This window comes from Pseudomonas sp. SDT291_1_S447, assembly GCF_054070155.1.
This window is the reverse complement of record NZ_JBSVXS010000021.1, coordinates 38629-54006: the sequence shown is the minus strand read 5'-3', so window position 1 is coordinate 54006 and position 15378 is coordinate 38629. Positions and strand designations below refer to the sequence as shown.

Below are 15378 nucleotides of genomic sequence, written 5' to 3'. Positions count from 1 at the left end.
GCGCTTCTTGCTCATAAAGTGGTCGATTATAACCACACCCGACGGCCGACGACAGGCAACACCGTAACGCAAAGTGAACGAGCCGACAAAACTGCCGGCCCGCGCCTGTTTATAAGGGGTAAAACCTTAGCTCAAGGCCTTGCGATTGAAATCGCGCAGACGGAAACCGAGCAGCAGCAACATACCGAAATACGCCACTACGCCGGCAGCCACCAAAGCGCCAAGACGCAGGAAGCGCTCAAGCATGTGACCTTGATCCCACGCAGGCATGAAATGCATGCCAAGCAGCAGCACTGCCGACATCACCGCCACCGCGATCACCAGTTTGAAACCGAACTTGGCCCAACCCGGCTGCGGCTGATACATCTGCTGTTTGCGCAGTTGATAGAACAGCAATCCGGCGTTGAGACAGGCACCGGCACTGATCGCCAGTGCCAGCCCCGCGTGCGCCAGCGGGCCAATCAGCACCAGGTTGAACAACTGAGTGACCACAAGGGTGAAAATTGCGATTTTTACCGGTGTACGGATGTTCTGTTGCGCATAAAAGCCCGGCGCCAAGACTTTAATCACGATAATCCCGAGCAAACCGACAGAGTAAGCAATCAATGCGCGCTGAGTCATTTCGGCGTCGAAGCCACTGAACTGACCGTACTGGAATAACGAAACAGTCAGCGGCTCGGCGAGAATCCCCAGCGCCAGCGCACACGGCAGCACCAGTACAAAGCACAGACGCAGGCCCCAATCGAGAATCCGCGAATACTCATGACGATCTTTGCTCGCGTAAGTTTTCGCCAGCGTCGGCAGCAGAATCGTGCCCAATGCCACGCCAAGCACACCCGAAGGCAACTCCATCAAGCGATCGGCGTAATACATCCACGACACCGAGCCTGCGACCAGAAACGAGGCGAAGATGGTGTTGATGATCAGCGATATCTGGCTGACCGAGACACCGAGAATCGCCGGCAGCATCTGCTTCATCACGCGCCAGACACCGCTATCGCGCAGATTCAAGCGCGGCAGCACCAGCATGCCGATCTTTTTCAGGTGCGGCAGTTGATAGAGCAACTGCGCCAGGCCGCCGACCAATACCGCCCAGCCCAGCGCCATCACCGGTGGATCGAAGTACGGTGTGAGGAACAGCGAAAACACGATCATGCTGACGTTGAGCAGAGTCGGCACGAAGGCCGGCACCGAGAAACGGTTCCAGGTATTGAGAATCGCGCCCGCCAGTGAGGACAGGGAGATCAGCAATATATAGGGGAAGGTCACCCGCAACAGATCGGAGGTGAGCTGGAATTTTTCCGGCGTATCGGTAAAGCCCGGAGCCGTTGCCCAGATCACCCAGGGTGCGGCGATCATGCCCAACGCCGTCACTACCGCCAACACCAGCGTCAGCAGACCCGACACATAGGCAATAAAGGTTCGGGTCGCCTCTTCACCCTGCTGACTTTTGTATTCGGCAAGAATCGGTACGAAAGCTTGAGAGAAAGCTCCTTCGGCGAAGATCCTGCGCAGCAGATTGGGCAATTTGAAGGCGATAAAGAAGGCGTCCGTCGCCATCCCGGCGCCGAATGTACGAGCAATCAGCGTGTCACGAACAAAGCCCAGAATCCGGGAAAGCATCGTGATAGAGCTGACGGCGGCCAACGATTTGAGCAGATTCATTGAGGGAATTTGTGCCTGTCGATAAACAGCAGGCGAACAAAGCGCCTACTTGTGCGATACTCCGCGCCGCAGCAGCACAGAGCCAAAGCTCGCGAGTTTACAGGTCAAGCGCCGGAAATAAATATCCCGCCTCTTTATACCTACCACTTAGCGGAACGTTTCAAGTGCCCTTGACAAGACTTCAACTCATCGGCATGATTCGCGGCCTATTTTGTTTGCTATTTCCTAAAAAGTCTTTCGAGGAGCTCGACGGTGGCCAACTCACCTTCCGCCAAAAAACGTGCAAAACAGGCTGAGAAGCGTCGCAGCCACAACGCCAGCCTGCGTTCCATGGTTCGCACCTACATCAAGAATGTAGTTAAAGCCATCGACGCAAAAGACGCTGAAAAAGCTCAAGCTGCATACGTTCTGGCTGTGCCAGTTATCGACCGTATGGCCGATAAAGGCATCATCCACAAGAACAAGGCTGCTCGTCATAAGAGCCGTCTGAATGGCCACGTCAAAGCGCTGAAAGAAGCTGCTTAATCGACGTAGTCATTAAAAAAACCGACCTTAGGGTCGGTTTTTTTATGCCTGAAATTTGGTGAATCCAGCGCAAAAAAATGTAGGAGTGAGCCTGCTCGCGATGGCGCTGTATCAGTCGATGCATATATTGACTGACAAACGCCATCGCGAGCAGGCTCACTCCTACAGCTGGATTTGCGGTGTTATTGCTGGACGGGCACCCACGGCAGGATCGGGATGGCGGTCACGGCATTCTGCGGACTGCCTTCGATCAAGCGATCGCTGTAGACCAGGTACACCAGCGTATTACGCTTCTTGTCGAGGAAACGCACCACCTGCATGGTCTTGAACACCAGCGAAGTGCGCTCCTTGAACACCTCGTCGCCATCCTTCAGATCACCCTTGAACTTGATCGGACCCACCTGACGACAGGCGATCGACGCTTCGGCGCGATCTTCAGCCAGACCCAAACCGCCTTTTACGCCGCCGGTCTTGGCGCGCGACAGGTAGCAAGTCACACCCTCGACTTTCGGATCATCGAAAGCCTCGACCACAATACGGTCGTTAGGGCCGACAAACTTGAACACCGTCGACACTTGACCGATTTCCTCGGCCGAGGCGAGCAATGGCAGCGCCATCAGCAAGCCCAACAATCCTTTTGCTAAACGCATCGAGTTTTCCTTAGACCAGAATCAGGTTGTCACGGTGAACCAGTTCAGGTTCCGCCATGTATCCGAGCAAACCGACAATCGCATCCGACGACTGACCGATGATTTTTTGTGCTTCCAGCGCACTGTAGTTGGCCAGGCCACGGGCAATCTCACGACCATCGGGCGCCACGCAGACGACCATTTCGCCGCGACGGAAACTGCCCTGCACCAGCTTCACACCCACCGGCAGCAGGCTTTTGTTGCCCTGCGACAGCGCCGACACCGCACCATCATCCAGCACCAGCGTGCCGCGAGTTTGCAGATGCCCGGCCAGCCATTGCTTGCGCGCCGCGAGCATGCCGCGCTCAGGCGACAGCAACGTGCCGATACGCTCGCCCGCCTTCAGACGATCCAGCACGCGCTCAAGACGCCCACCAACGATAATAGTGTGCGCACCGGAACGCGCAGCCAGTCGCGCCGCTCGCAACTTGGTCTGCATACCGCCACGCCCCAGCGCACCACCCGTGCCGCCCGCCACCGCATCGAGGCTCGGATCATCGGCGCGCGCTTCGTAAATCAGCTGCGCCTCGGGATTGTTGCGCGGATCGGCGTCGAACATGCCATCGCGATCAGTGAGGATCACCAGCAGATCCGCCTCGACCAGGTTAGCTACCAGCGCCGCCAGCGTGTCGTTATCGCCGAAACGGATTTCGTCGGTGACCACGGTGTCGTTTTCGTTGATGACCGGGATGACCTTCAGCTCGACCAGCGCGCGCAGGGTGCTACGGGCATTGAGGTAGCGCTTGCGGTCAGACAGGTCGTCATGGGTCAGGAGAATCTGTGCAGTGTGCCGGCCATGCTCAGCGAAGCTCGACTCCCACGCCTGCACCAGACCCATCTGACCAATTGCCGCAGCCGCCTGAAGCTCGTGCATCGCACTGGGTCGTGCGGTCCAGCCCAGACGACTCATGCCGGCCGCCACCGCCCCGGAGGACACCAGCACCAACTCGACGCCAGCCTCATGCAAGGCCACCATCTGCTCGACCCAGACACTCATTGCCGCGCGATCCAGCCCCTTGCCATCAGCTGTCAGCAAAGCGCTGCCGATCTTCACGACCCAACGCTGCGCACCTGTCACCTTGCTCCGCATCATCTTCAACCTTAGCTTGAGGGCAACGCGACCCAGCGCCGCCCATGACGTTATTTGTGACTTGCGATTTCCAGATACTAAAACGCCGCTCGATTGAGCGGCGCTTAAGTTTACTGCAACGAATCAGTCACGCACGTAAATGATTTCCGGACCGTCTTCGTCATCCACATCTTCTTCGTCCCAATCATCGTCGCCGATGTCATGGACCGACTTCACGCCGCTGCGACGCAGGGCACGCTTGTCATCCAGCGCCTGCAGTTGCGCACGGGCTTCGTCTTCGATGCGCTGATCGAGATCGGCCAACTCTTCCTTGTAAGCCGGGTCATTGGCCAGGCGATCGGCGCGATCTTCCATGTAACGCATGATGTCGTGGCACAGACGCTCGGTACCGATCTTGGCGATCGCCGAGATCACATACACCGGACCAGTCCACTCAAGGCGATCAACGATTTCCTTGACGCGCTCATCGTGCTCTTCTTCAAGGATCTGATCGCACTTGTTCAGCACCAACCAGCGATCACGCTCAGCCAGGGACGGACTGAACTTGATCAGCTCGTTGACGATCACTTCAGCCGCATCCGGCGCACTGCTGTCATCCAGCGGCGCCATGTCGACGAGGTGCAGCAACAGACGGGTACGCGCCAAGTGCTTGAGGAAGCGAATGCCCAGGCCAGCACCGTCGGAAGCGCCTTCGATCAGACCCGGAATGTCGGCAATGACGAAGCTCTTCCAGCGATCGACGCTGACCACACCGAGGTTCGGCACCAGCGTGGTGAACGGGTAATCGGCAACTTTCGGCTTGGCGGCCGATACCGAACGGATAAAGGTACTTTTACCGGCGTTCGGCAAGCCCAGCAGGCCAACGTCAGCCAGTACTTTCATTTCCAGTTTCAGATCACGCTGCTCACCCGGCTTACCCGGAGTGGTCTGACGCGGCGCACGGTTGGTACTGGATTTGAAACGGGTATTACCCAGACCGTGCCAGCCGCCCTGCACTACCATCAGTTTCTGACCAGCCTTGGTCAGGTCGCCGATCACTTCCTGGGTGGCAGAGTCGATCACCGTGGTGCCGACCGGCACGCGCAGGATCAGGTCTTCGCCTTTTTTACCGGTGCAGTCGGTGCTGCCGCCGTTGGAGCCACGCTCGGCATCGAAGTGCCGGGTGTAACGGTAGTCGACCAGGGTGTTGAGGTTTTCGTCGGCCATCATGTAGATGGAACCGCCGTCACCGCCATCACCGCCGTTCGGGCCACCGTTTTCGATGAATTTTTCCCGACGGAAACTCATGGCGCCATTGCCGCCGTCACCAGCCTTTACGCGAATCGATACTTCATCAACAAACTTCATAACCAACGCCTCTCGCCATACGGACGAGCCGAAAAACAATCAAGACATAAGACTCTTGCAAAAATGAGCGCAGCGACCCCAAAACACGACATGTATCGCACGCCGACAGCCCATACAAACAGTTTTGCAAGAGACTCACCCCACAAACGAAAAAGCCCCGTCGCGAGACAGGGCTTTTCCAGCGATCGCGCAATTAAGCTGCGACAACGCTCACGTAACGGCGGTTGAACGCGCCTTTTACTTCAAACTTGATCACGCCTTCGATTTTCGCGAAGAGGGTGTGATCCTTACCCATGCCAACGCCGTAGCCAGCGTGGAATTGGGTGCCGCGCTGACGCACGATGATGTTGCCCGGAATGATTTTCTGGCCGCCATACATCTTAACGCCAAGGCGTTTGGCTTCTGAGTCGCGACCGTTACGGGTACTACCACCAGCTTTTTTGTGTGCCATGAGTCAATTCTCCTAGTGAGGAATTAGGCTGAAATTAAGCCTGAATACCGGTGATTTTGATCTCGGTGTACCACTGGCGGTGGCCCATACGCTTCATGTGGTGCTTACGGCGACGGAACTTGATGATGCGGACTTTATCGTGACGACCTTGGGAGATCACTTCAGCCACAACGGTAGCGCCAGCAACAACTGGAGCGCCGATATTCACGTCGTCGCCATTGGCAACCAACAGAACGCGATCAAAGGTAACGGATTCGCCGGTGGCGATTTCCAGTTTTTCGATCTTCAGGTATTCACCTGGGGCGACTTTGTACTGCTTGCCGCCAGTAACGATTACTGCATAAGACATGGTATTTCTCCGATAATCCTGCTCACCCAGCTCTTTATAAGAAGAGGTATTGGCTGGCATGGCTGCATTAGGCTGGAAGGCCTGTTGCAATTGCGTAAGGCAGGTGCTGCCCAGGAAGTTCAGGGTGCGCGATTGTACGCAAGCTGCGAGAGTCACGCAAGAGGCCGTCCATCGCGCCTTGACAGGTCCGGATGGGGGTCCTAGCATGCCGCGCAACCCTTCTGGAGCGACTCTCGCTGATGCAACCCCAAGCTTTCTACCGCGCGGTGGCGGACGATTTTAGCGCCGTCGACGGCATCATCAAGAAGCAGCTGACTTCCCGAGTACCGCTGGTATCGAAAATCGGCGATTACATCACCTCGGCCGGCGGCAAACGTCTGCGTCCTTTATTAGTGTTGCTGTGTGGCAAGGCCCTGGGTCGCGAAGGCGACGACATGCGCCTGTTGGCCGCCACCATCGAATTCCTGCACACCGCCACTCTGCTGCATGACGACGTGGTCGACATGTCCGGCATGCGCCGTGGCCGCTCGACCGCCAACGCCATGTGGGGCAACGCCCCGAGCGTGCTGGTCGGCGACTTCCTGTACTCGCGCTCGTTCGAAATGATGGTCGAACTGGGCTCGATGCCAGTGATGAAGATCCTCTCCCAGGCCACGCGCATCATCGCCGAAGGCGAAGTGCTGCAACTGTCCAAGGTTCGCGACGCCAGCACCACCGAAGAAACCTACATGGAAGTCATCCGCGGCAAGACCGCGATGCTCTTTGAAGCTTCGACCCACAGCGCGGCTGCATTGGCCGGCGCTACCGCCGAGCAGAGCGAAGCCCTGCGTACTTTCGGTGATCACCTGGGCGTAGCGTTCCAACTGGTCGACGATCTGCTCGACTACAAGGGCGACGCGGAAACCCTGGGCAAGAACGTCGGTGACGATCTGGCCGAAGGCAAACCGACTCTGCCGCTGATCTACACCATGCGCGAAGGCACGCCGGAACAGGCTGCCCTGGTGCGTCAGGCGATCCAGAAAGGCGGGATCGAAGATCTGGAAAGCATCCGCATTGCCGTGGAAGCGTCCGGTTCGCTGGAGTACACCGCACAACTGGCCCGTGATTACGTGGCCCGTGCGATCAAGTGCCTTGAGGCGCTGCCAGCTAGCGAATACCGTGATGCACTGGTTGAATTGAGTGAGTTTGCGGTCGCCCGTACGCACTGATTCTGCCAGCCTCAGCAAAAGCCGCAGCCTTCCTTCGAAGCCTGCGGCTTTTTGTTGCCTGCCCTCTTGCGATTAAAACCCTATACAATGTGCGACTTTTAGCGATCCACATACCAAGGAGCCTTAGTGAGCACGTTGCCACCCTGCCCGAAATGCAATTCCGAATACACCTACGAAGACGGTACCCAACTGGTGTGCCCGGAGTGCGCCCACGAGTGGTCCGCCAGTGGCGAAACCGAAGTGGCGTCCGATGATGCCGTGAAGAAAGATTCGGTCGGCAACGTCCTGCAGGACGGCGACACCATCACCGTGATCAAGGATCTGAAGGTCAAGGGCACCTCGCTGGTGGTCAAGGTCGGCACCAAGGTCAAGAACATCCGTTTGTGCGATGGCGACCACGACATCGACTGCAAGATCGACGGTATCGGCCCGATGAAGCTCAAATCCGAGTTCGTCAGAAAGGTCTGATTCCGCTGTCATCCATCCCGCGCCAGGCGTGGGATGGAGCTTCGCCCTCCCCGCTCCGCCCCAGAAAAACCAAGAAATAGCCAAACGCCAGCCGTTTTGACCTTACGCAATCTTTACCCGGAAAATTTCAGAATTCGCCAATAGACGCTTGCTATTTGACGAATAAGAATTATTCTCATTGAAACCTTTCAAGGAGATGAGATCCATGACTTATTTGATCGACGCCTGGCTGGACCGCCCACATCCTTACCTCAGAATCCTCCATCGGGAAACCGGCGAGGTCTGTGCGGTACTTGAAGAAGAAGCCCTGCATGAGCTGCAGGATCAAGGGGATCTGGACGTCAGCAGCCTGAATTCCAGCGAACCATTGGTGCTCAAGGAACTGGTGCGCAATCTGTTCCTGTTCTGCTATGCCCGGGCCTTGCGCCCGACCAGTGAACTGCATCACAAGATAGAACTATGAAACGCGGTAAAAACTGTAGGAGTGAGCCTGCTCGCGATAGCGGTGGGTCAGACAACAAATCAGTCGACTGAAAAAACGCCATCGCGAGCAGGCTCACTCCTACATTAGCCCGCCATCAAGGCAGGCCCGGTCTTACAGAACGTCCAGCAGCTCGACGTCGAATACCAGAACGCTGTGCGGCGGGATGCTGCCAACGCCTTGAGCGCCGTAAGCCAGTTCGCTCGGCACGTACAGACGCCATTTGCTGCCGGCATTCATCAGTTGCAGGGCTTCGGTCCAGCCAGCGATCACGCCGCCAACCGGGAATTCTGCAGGCTGGCCACGCTCGTAGGAGCTGTCGAACACGGTGCCGTCGATCAGTGTGCCGTGGTAGTGAGTACGCACTTGATCTTCACGGGTCGGCTTGGCGCCTTCGCCCTGAGTCAGCACTTCGAATTGCAGGCCGGAAGCCAGGGTGGTGATGCCGTCACGCTTGGCGTTTTCAGCCAGGAAAGCCAGGCCTTCGCCTGCAGCGGCTTCAGCTTTGGCAGCGGCTTCGGCTTGCATGATCTCGCGGATAACCTTGAAGCTGGCGGACATTTCTTCCTGACCCACACGGCTTTCCTTACCGGCGAACGCGTCGGTCAGGCCTGCCAGGATCGCGTCCAGGCTAACGCCCGGTGGCGGGTTGTCGCGCAACTGGTCACCCAGCTGACGGCCGATGCCGTAGCTGACGCGGGTTTCGTCGGTGGACAGATTTACTTCGGACATGACACTGCTCCGCTGTGCGGACGGCCACAAGACTTGCCGTGCGTGCACAGCGCGTCCCGGCGCGCCCGGAACCAAAAGGGCGAGCAGACTAGCACAGATGTTCCGGCGATGGCGCGCAACGCCTACAGGGCAGAACGCCAGGCCAGCGGCACTTTCAGGCTTTCCTCGCCACTGGGGCCCAAGCCACACATTTCATCATGTACCGAGGTGTGTACGAGGTTGAAGGGCAATACCGGAAAGGCATGCAGCAAATCCCGCGCATGCTCAACCGAGCGTAGCGTCAGCATATTGCCTTTGAGATCACTCAAAGGGTACGCCGCGCCATGCATCCGTGCTTCGAGCAGATAAATCCCGCCTTCCATGGAGATCAGGTTCAACTCATCAACCTTCCTGGCGATGGCAAACGCATTCAACTCTTGCAGGTTCATGAACGCACCTCACAACGTGGCGAGTCAGGACCTCTACAGGGATAAGCCTGCGCACACCAAAGCACAAGCCACAAACGACACCGCCCGTCTGTTTCGCAACAGACGGGCGGTGTTTTTGCAGCGATCAACGGTTGATCAGTGCTTGGTGACCTTGTCCAGGTAACCCATGGCGAACGCCGAAACGACGAAGGTCATGTGGATGATCACGTACCACATCAAGTGCTCGGGATCGACGTTCTTGGCGTCCATGAAGATGCGCAGCAGGTGGATCGAAGAGATCGCCACGATCGAGGCCGCCACTTTCATCTTCAGCGACGAAGAGTCCATGGTGCCGAGCCAGCTGAGCTTTTCCTTGCCTTCATCGATGTTCAGTTCAGAGACGAAGTTCTCGTAGCCGGAAATCATCACCATGACCAGCAGGCCGCCGACCAGCGCCATATCGATCAGCGACAGCAGCACCAGAATCAGTTCCGACTCGGCCATCGCGAACACGTTGGGCAGTATATGAATGATTTCCTGGAAAAATTTCAGTGCCAGTGCCAGCAGCCCGAGGGACAGCCCGATATAGATCGGCGCCAGCAGCCAGCGCGAGGCGTACATTGCGTTTTCGATAAAGCGTTCCATTGAGTCTCACACAGGGGGGCTGGAAATGGCGGCGAGTATAACAGCCACCTGTGACAGCCAGAAACCGCCGAAAAATCCGCCACCTGCGTGTGTGGGTGTTTTTTTTTCTGCTAGTGTCCAAACCATTGACAGCCCAGTGACTGTAGACAGGACGCGTGGAAATGGATGTGCGATTACCAATAACGACCGCCGGAATATGCCTTGCTGTGTTGCTCAGCGGCTGCTCCCCCGGCGACGAGAAGCACGTCGCCAGCCTTGAAGAAAAGACCGCAAAGTTCGAACAGGCGCTGGACGCCATCACCGATTCGAAACTCAAGGACGCCATCACCGAACTCGGCGGCTCACTGCTGCTGCTCGAACGGGCGCAACTCAAACTCAGCGACAATCCACCGCGCACCGAATACGGCGAAGACGCCCTCGCCGTGCTCAAGCACTACCCTGCCCCGCAGACCCTGGTCGATACCTTTATCAATGGCCTGTTCGTGCTGCACAAGGACGCCAGCTCCGATTACCTCACCGATCTGCAACCAGTCTTCCCGTTCAACCTGAACATTCCCGGCGGCTTCCTGTTCCCCCATGGCGTCGAATGGCAGTCGGTAACGTTGAGCAACAAACGCGTGATCGCTTATCAGCCGGAATGGTCGGAAACCGATCCGGGCATTCAGCTCAGCCCCTCCAGCTCAAACGTCACCAACCCCGATGACCTGACCGTGACCTATCCGTTCATTGACGGCCTGGACGTGGACAAGAAGACCCTGCCACAACCGGTCAGCCTGCAAGGCCAGATCGAAGTCATCGCCCCGCGCCGCCTGTACAGTTTCGACCTGACGCAAAAGGACGTCGGCCAGACCCGCAGCAATGACAATCTCAGCGTCAAACTGCTGAAGCTTGAAAAGAATTACGCCGAAGTCGAATTCAGCAATAACTTGCCGCTGGCAGCGGAGGTCGCAGAGGCCCAGCTCAATCCGCTGATCGTCCAGGCCCGGGACAAAACCGGGCAATATCTGGTGCGCGCCGGCTCGATCAACGAAAGCCCGGAGCAAGTGGCCTTCTACCAGAAACAACTGGCGTACCTGCAACAGCAGAAGAGCTGGAGCGATACGCTGGAAAAGCAGCTCACGCAAGAGCAGCAGGCATTCGAGGAGAAACATCCACGTCGCTACAACAAGGTCTATTTCAACGGCCCGATCGATACCCTGGAAGTCAGCGTGCTGGATTTTTCCTCGGCGACCGTGACGCGTAAACCGCTGGATCTGCCGATTCGCACGTTCAATCAGCACACCACGGAGAAAACCATCCAGCCGCTGGATCCGTCGGTGACGGTTTATGACGACCTGGCAGTCAACTGGCTCAAGGGCGCGAGCCTGACCGAAGAACAACTGAAGGCCGGCATTCGCATCCATCAATCCGTGGAAGAACCGAGCGCCGCGCGCATCGAGTTCTCCCATCGCCGCACGTTCAATGATGAATTGCTGGGCGATGACTTCAGTCCGGGCGTCAGTCCGGTCACGTTCTTTACCGAAAAGCGCGGTGGCAAGCTCGATGAACCGATCGAACTGCCGCCCGAGGCCTATCAAGTCGATCCGCTGCGCGCGACGATCACTTACGACCTGAACCTGTTCCCGGAAACCCCGGCGATAGCCGTCGGCTCAATGCCGCTGTTTCTCGCCACAGTTGCCAAACAGGCATACGACGCCAAGTCTTTGCCCAAAGGCCTGGAGATCAAGAACAACCAATTGGTGGTGGATCTGAAACTGTTCCCGCCCAACGAGTGGCGCTTCTTCGTCAAAGACGACAGTGGCAACTACCTCAAGCAGATCCTCTCGGTCAGCCACGATGCGAGCGCAGAAGGCCCGGCGTTGTTCGGCGTGCATTACTTCTATGGCCGCCCGACCCACGTGGAAACCTATCAGCGAACTGACCTTGCCACCGTGCAATACGGCTTTGAGGTCAAACTCGACAAGGCGCAGGTGCCTGAGACTGCGCCTTGAAGAGCCAGATCAAAAGATCGCAGCCCGCGACAGCTCCTACAGGCGTAGAGCCTAATTCAGACTGCGGCCACGGCCACCGTTGATCTGCCGCAGTTGAGCTTGCAGGTGCAGGCTCCAGATCTGCGGATCGTCGGCCAGTTCGTAGCCATGCAAGGTCAGGCTTTCAACGATCGTGTCGAGTATCGATTCGGCGGCGACCGGCCCATGAAACGGGCCCTGGGCTTTAATAGCGGAAGGTTGTTCGCCGGCCATGCCGGCCGCGAAGAGCAGCGTCCACATGCCGTTATCGCCGGCCAACGGCTTGATGGCGCATTCGATTCGGGTCACCAGACCCAGGCACTGACGGGTGAGACAGAGGTTGCGCGACATGGCGGCGACCCTCGGTGAAGCCGGTATTCAGCCCCCACGGGAGGACTGGCTCGATCCAGTGATACTGTCGATATCCTTGAGCTGAGAATAGAAGAAAAGTCCGCAGCGCAAGCAAGATAGAACCAGAAGGCGCCGAATGGTCACTGTGTGAATATTGGCGTCAGAGTTGTGGCGAATTTTCCGAAGATCACCACAAAACAAATGTAGGAGTGAGCCTGCTCGCGATAGCGGTGAACCAGGCAACTTATTCGCCGACTGACACTCCGCTATCGCGAGCAGGCTCACTCCTACAGTTTGACCGCGCCAAGCTTAAGCCGGTTTGGCTTCGGCCAGCGCCTCTTGGGCCAACTCCTTCTCGGCTTCCTTGAGGTCTTCTTCGCTGATCATCTCGGCGATGTCGCGCAGACGCTCGACCACCCGTGCGTTGATGCTGCCTTCCGGGAATTCGCCATCGGCATTCGGTTCACCCGCCGGTTCGCCCACCAGCAGGCTCAATGCCTCGTCGGCCTGACGCACCGCGTACACGTGGAACTGCCCGGCACGCACCGCCGCCAGTACTTTCTCATCGAGCATCAGCGTGGCGACGTTGGCCTGCGGAATGATCGCGCCCTGCTCGCCGGTCAAGCCGCGTGCTTCGCAGAGGCGGAAGAAGCCTTCGATCTTCTCGTTGACCCCACCCACCGCCTGTACTTCACCGAACTGGTTGATCGAACCGGTGATCGCGAAGCACTGCTTGAGCGGGGTTTTCGACAGCGCCGAAATCAGCGTGCACGCCTCGCCCAACGACGCACTGTCGCCATCAACGTAACCGTAGGATTGCTCCAAAGCGATGCTCGCGGAAATCGCCAACGGGAATTCCTGCGCATAACGGCTGCCCAGATACCCGGTGAGGATCATCACGCCTTTGGAGTGGATCGGCTGACCGAGGTTAACCTCACGCTCGATGTCGACGATGCCGCTGCCGCCCGGGTACACCGTGGCGGAAATCCGCGCCGGCACACCGAACGCAGAATCGCCGACTTCAAGCACGGTCAGACCGTTGCACTTGCCGACAGCGGCGCCATCGGTGTCGATCAGGATGATCCCGGCGAGCATATCGTCGAGAATCCGTGCCGACACTCGACCGGTGCGCGTGGCTTTGGCTTTCAGCGCGCGTTCGATATGCCCGGCATCAGTCATTTCATCGCCGGCCAGGTGACGGATGAAATCCGCTTCGCTGACCAACTGGAACAGATCGCCAATACGCGCCGACAAACGCCCCTGATGCTCGGCCAGTCGCGCGCTGTAAGTCGCCAGACGCGCCACCGCATCAGCGGTCAGCGGCGCCATGCCCTCTTCCGACGTGCGGGTTTTCAACAGCTGGGCGAATTGCTCCAGGCTCTCGTCGACCATCGGGATGTCTTCGTCGAAATCCACGAGGACGCGGAACATCTCCTGGAAGTCCGGATCAAGGTCTTGCAGCGTGTAGTACAGCGACCGCGCACCGATGATGATGACTTTGACCTGCAACGGGATGTGCTGCGGGTTGAGCGTCACGGTGGCGAAACGACCCATCTCGCCCAGCGGCGATTCCATTTTCAGCTTGCGCGATTGCAGGGCGCGTTTCAGCGCATCCCACACGAACGGCTCGCTGAGCATTTTTTCCGCTTCAAGAATCAGGAAACCGCCGTTGGCGCGGTGCAAGGCACCCGGACGCAACTGGCGATAGGTGGTGTAAAGCGCGCCCTGATCGGTGGTGTATTCAATACGACCGAAGAGATTTTCGTAAGTCGGGTGCGGCTCGAACACCACCGGCGCACCGCCACTCACCGGATGGCCGACCACCAGGCTTGGCGCGTATTGCTCTTCCAGCAGCTTGCGCGCAACAGCGTCGGTCTTGCTGTCGTCGACCAGTTGCTCGACCACGGTTTTCAGCAGATAGACCTGCATCGCTTGCAGGTAACCGCAGACCGCAGCGTTCTCGGCGTACTTCTCCGACAACGGCGACAACAATGGCTGCAAGGCCAAGGTGATGGTTTCTTCGTTGAGCGCACGCAACTGATTGTTCGACTCACGCTTCCATTGCGGCAGGCTGGCGAGTTCTTCGTTCAGGCGCTCTTCGAGGCCGGAAATGTCATCGTGGAATCGCTCACGATCGGCTTCCGGCAACTGAGCGAATTCCGCTTCATCCAGCGCTTTACCGTCGAGCATCGGCGTGAAGGCAATGTTGCTGGCGTCGCGATACAGGGCGACGTCTTTTTCCAGGGCCAGACGCTCGATGATGTCGAGGGCCTTGTCGTAGCGCTGGTTGAACGCGCGGTCGATGGCGCTTTTCTTTTGCTGATAGGACGGGTGCTCGAACACCGCTGGAAACGTCGCCAGCAGGTTGTCGATCAAACCGTTGATGTCACCGATGAATGCGCCGGCCGTGCCCGAAGGCAGTTCCAAGGCACGCGGCTCGCGCGGCTCATCGAAGTTATTGACGTAGACCCAGTCCGCCGGGGTCTGCAGGCGTTTGCCTTCGGCCTTCAGGTAGCGTTTGACGAACGAGAAACGGCCAGTGCCGGGCTCGCCCATGACGAATACGTTGTAACCGGGGCGTGGCATGGCCACACCGAACTGCAAGGCTTCGACCGCGCGTTCCTGGCCGAGCACACCGCGAAAGGGCTCCAGATCATTGGTGGTAGTGAAGCTGAACTGTTCAGCGGAAAACGGACGGGTCAGCGCTTCGGGCGCGAGACGCAAGCTGGCAGCAACAGGATCAGGCATCGGGCTTCCTTAACAATCAGGCGGGGCAGATAGCGGCATTCTGGCGCTGCCCGTGCCCCACTGGCAAGGCGCGCCACACTACAAAGCATAGACAACCGCCCGCCCCTGCCCCGGCACCCATGAAATCGGGGTTATCGCCAAATCTTTTGTAAAAACTCACGGAACCCCAGGAACGTGCCTAAACTCCAAACTGCGCGGCTGGAACTAATACTG

The 15378-nt window shown here is 58.0% G+C and carries 16 protein-coding genes; 5 read left to right on the top strand and 11 right to left on the bottom strand.

All coding sequences use genetic code 11. The annotated features are described in order from the left end of the window. Positions 1-126: 126 nt before the first annotated feature. On the bottom strand, positions 127-1665 hold the full coding sequence (gene murJ / locus ACW9IR_RS10135) for a murein biosynthesis integral membrane protein MurJ (RefSeq protein WP_102900530.1): 1539 nt from the start codon (positions 1663-1665) through the stop codon (positions 127-129). 252 nt (positions 1666-1917) lie between these two features. Between murJ and rpsT the strand changes: the two genes are divergently transcribed. Then, complete coding sequence (gene rpsT / locus ACW9IR_RS10130; protein WP_003228351.1) at positions 1918-2190, top strand: 30S ribosomal protein S20; 273 nt, start codon at positions 1918-1920, stop codon at positions 2188-2190. A 182-nt stretch (positions 2191-2372) separates the two neighbouring features. On the opposite strand, the gene ACW9IR_RS10125 is transcribed toward rpsT, so the two are convergent. The 5 genes from ACW9IR_RS10125 to rplU all read right to left on the bottom strand — a co-directional run bounded on the left by ACW9IR_RS10125 (position 2373) and on the right by rplU (position 6116). Then, the gene (locus ACW9IR_RS10125) at positions 2373-2840 is read right to left on the bottom strand and encodes a CreA family protein (RefSeq protein WP_102900531.1); all 468 of its coding nucleotides are present in this window, start codon (positions 2838-2840) and stop codon (positions 2373-2375) included. 10 nt (positions 2841-2850) lie between these two features. Further along, entirely contained in the window at positions 2851-3969 is a 1119-nt protein-coding gene (proB, locus tag ACW9IR_RS10120) for a glutamate 5-kinase (RefSeq protein WP_042561149.1), read from the bottom strand. Between the two features lie 123 nt (positions 3970-4092). Then, entirely contained in the window at positions 4093-5316 is a 1224-nt protein-coding gene (gene cgtA / locus ACW9IR_RS10115) for an Obg family GTPase CgtA (RefSeq protein ID WP_016986202.1), read from the bottom strand. 193 nt (positions 5317-5509) lie between these two features. Then, complete coding sequence (gene rpmA / locus ACW9IR_RS10110; RefSeq protein ID WP_003176049.1) at positions 5510-5767, bottom strand: 50S ribosomal protein L27; 258 nt, start codon at positions 5765-5767, stop codon at positions 5510-5512. A 34-nt stretch (positions 5768-5801) separates the two neighbouring features. After that, complete coding sequence (gene rplU / locus ACW9IR_RS10105) at positions 5802-6116, bottom strand: 50S ribosomal protein L21 (protein WP_003176051.1); 315 nt, start codon at positions 6114-6116, stop codon at positions 5802-5804. Between the two features lie 239 nt (positions 6117-6355). Between rplU and ACW9IR_RS10100 the strand changes: the two genes are divergently transcribed. The 3 genes from ACW9IR_RS10100 to ACW9IR_RS10090 all read left to right on the top strand — a co-directional run bounded on the left by ACW9IR_RS10100 (position 6356) and on the right by ACW9IR_RS10090 (position 8255). Then, positions 6356-7324 (top strand): polyprenyl synthetase family protein, encoded by a 969-nt coding sequence (locus ACW9IR_RS10100; RefSeq protein WP_007909817.1) that lies wholly within the window; start codon positions 6356-6358, stop codon positions 7322-7324. Between the two features lie 126 nt (positions 7325-7450). Continuing rightward, positions 7451-7792, top strand: coding sequence for a zinc ribbon domain-containing protein YjdM (locus tag ACW9IR_RS10095; RefSeq protein WP_102900533.1), 342 nt, complete (start codon positions 7451-7453; stop codon positions 7790-7792). Positions 7793-7997: 205 nt separating this feature from the next. After that, positions 7998-8255, top strand: a complete 258-nt coding sequence (locus ACW9IR_RS10090) for a PA4570 family protein (RefSeq protein ID WP_034153845.1) — start codon at positions 7998-8000, stop codon at positions 8253-8255. A 132-nt stretch (positions 8256-8387) separates the two neighbouring features. On the opposite strand, the gene ACW9IR_RS10085 is transcribed toward ACW9IR_RS10090, so the two are convergent. The 3 genes from ACW9IR_RS10085 to ACW9IR_RS10075 all read right to left on the bottom strand — a co-directional run bounded on the left by ACW9IR_RS10085 (position 8388) and on the right by ACW9IR_RS10075 (position 10057). Beyond that, a complete protein-coding gene (locus tag ACW9IR_RS10085; protein WP_008078561.1) occupies positions 8388-9005 on the bottom strand; it encodes an FKBP-type peptidyl-prolyl cis-trans isomerase in 618 nt (205 codons plus the stop codon). Positions 9006-9127: 122 nt separating this feature from the next. Then, positions 9128-9433, bottom strand: coding sequence for a DUF6482 family protein (locus ACW9IR_RS10080; protein ID WP_095121727.1), 306 nt, complete (start codon positions 9431-9433; stop codon positions 9128-9130). 135 nt (positions 9434-9568) lie between these two features. Continuing rightward, positions 9569-10057: a TIGR00645 family protein gene (locus tag ACW9IR_RS10075; RefSeq protein ID WP_064392393.1), complete on the bottom strand. Its 489-nt coding sequence runs from the start codon at positions 10055-10057 to the stop codon at positions 9569-9571. A gap of 161 nt (positions 10058-10218) precedes the next feature. Between ACW9IR_RS10075 and ACW9IR_RS10070 the strand changes: the two genes are divergently transcribed. Then, positions 10219-12048: a hypothetical protein gene (locus ACW9IR_RS10070; RefSeq protein WP_457463016.1), complete on the top strand. Its 1830-nt coding sequence runs from the start codon at positions 10219-10221 to the stop codon at positions 12046-12048. Positions 12049-12099: 51 nt separating this feature from the next. Here the strand turns inward: ACW9IR_RS10070 and ACW9IR_RS10065 are convergent, their stop codons facing one another. Continuing rightward, entirely contained in the window at positions 12100-12417 is a 318-nt protein-coding gene (locus ACW9IR_RS10065; protein ID WP_095121723.1) for a PA4575 family protein, read from the bottom strand. Positions 12418-12726: 309 nt separating this feature from the next. After that, positions 12727-15165: a Lon protease family protein gene (locus ACW9IR_RS10060; protein ID WP_038361727.1), complete on the bottom strand. Its 2439-nt coding sequence runs from the start codon at positions 15163-15165 to the stop codon at positions 12727-12729. Between the last annotated feature and the right edge of the window lie 213 nt (positions 15166-15378).

Coding starts and splice junctions, on each gene's coding strand:
- murJ (WP_102900530.1), bottom strand. CDS start 1,665: ATGAATCTGCTCAAATCGTTGGCCGCCGTCAGCTCTATCACGATGCTT.
- ACW9IR_RS10125 (WP_102900531.1), bottom strand. CDS start 2,840: ATGCGTTTAGCAAAAGGATTGTTGGGCTTGCTGATGGCGCTGCCATTG.
- proB (WP_042561149.1), bottom strand. CDS start 3,969: ATGCGGAGCAAGGTGACAGGTGCGCAGCGTTGGGTCGTGAAGATCGGC.
- cgtA (WP_016986202.1), bottom strand. CDS start 5,316: ATGAAGTTTGTTGATGAAGTATCGATTCGCGTAAAGGCTGGTGACGGC.
- rpmA (WP_003176049.1), bottom strand. CDS start 5,767: ATGGCACACAAAAAAGCTGGTGGTAGTACCCGTAACGGTCGCGACTCA.
- rplU (WP_003176051.1), bottom strand. CDS start 6,116: ATGTCTTATGCAGTAATCGTTACTGGCGGCAAGCAGTACAAAGTCGCC.
- ACW9IR_RS10100 (WP_007909817.1), top strand. CDS start 6,356: ATGCAACCCCAAGCTTTCTACCGCGCGGTGGCGGACGATTTTAGCGCC.
- ACW9IR_RS10090 (WP_034153845.1), top strand. CDS start 7,998: ATGACTTATTTGATCGACGCCTGGCTGGACCGCCCACATCCTTACCTC.
- ACW9IR_RS10085 (WP_008078561.1), bottom strand. CDS start 9,005: ATGTCCGAAGTAAATCTGTCCACCGACGAAACCCGCGTCAGCTACGGC.
- ACW9IR_RS10080 (WP_095121727.1), bottom strand. CDS start 9,433: ATGAACCTGCAAGAGTTGAATGCGTTTGCCATCGCCAGGAAGGTTGAT.
- ACW9IR_RS10075 (WP_064392393.1), bottom strand. CDS start 10,057: ATGGAACGCTTTATCGAAAACGCAATGTACGCCTCGCGCTGGCTGCTG.
- ACW9IR_RS10070 (WP_457463016.1), top strand. CDS start 10,219: ATGGATGTGCGATTACCAATAACGACCGCCGGAATATGCCTTGCTGTG.
- ACW9IR_RS10065 (WP_095121723.1), bottom strand. CDS start 12,417: ATGTCGCGCAACCTCTGTCTCACCCGTCAGTGCCTGGGTCTGGTGACC.
- ACW9IR_RS10060 (WP_038361727.1), bottom strand. CDS start 15,165: ATGCCTGATCCTGTTGCTGCCAGCTTGCGTCTCGCGCCCGAAGCGCTG.